This is a genomic window from Lysobacter sp. TAF61 (assembly GCF_052113485.1).
Classification (GTDB): Bacteria; Pseudomonadota; Gammaproteobacteria; order Xanthomonadales; family Xanthomonadaceae; genus Lysobacter_J.
Genome location: NZ_JBFRDH010000044.1, coordinates 1 through 429 on the forward strand (window position 1 = coordinate 1; position 429 = coordinate 429).

General features: G+C 53.5%; 1 protein-coding gene. It reads left to right on the plus strand.

The window, feature by feature from the left end; translation table 11 throughout:
* Nucleotides 1-53: 53 nt before the first annotated feature.
* On the plus strand, nucleotides 54-429 hold a 376-nt coding region (locus AB4Y64_RS17740; protein ID WP_441817767.1), incomplete at its 3' end, for a hypothetical protein.

Below are 429 nucleotides of genomic sequence, written 5' to 3' on the forward strand. Positions count from 1 at the left end.
TCATTCAAGCCGACACCGCTCCGCGGTGCGGCTTAACTCAGGCGTTAGACAGCATGGCCAACTTCACGGCGGCTCAGCGCAAGAACCTGATCATCGGTCTGGCGACTGCTCTTGTAATTGGCGTTAGCACTTGGATTAGTCTGGATCCTCGTTACTACTTCTTCTATACGGACGCAGACAGACGRCTGTGGCACTACCCGACGATGCACTTCCTTGTTGTCTGCGTCATCTACGTGGCTGAGTCGATTTTTGTGGCAGCGACCATCAAGTTGGATGCTCGGCTTTGGCCCCGAACCTTGGTCGCTACACTTATATTCTTGCCTTGGGTGGCGTTCTCATCGATGTTTGTAGTGCATGCTCCGGTCTACCTACATGTCCATATCGTTTGGACATGGCTGCTTCTCGCGGTGCTCGTCCTGATAACGCTTG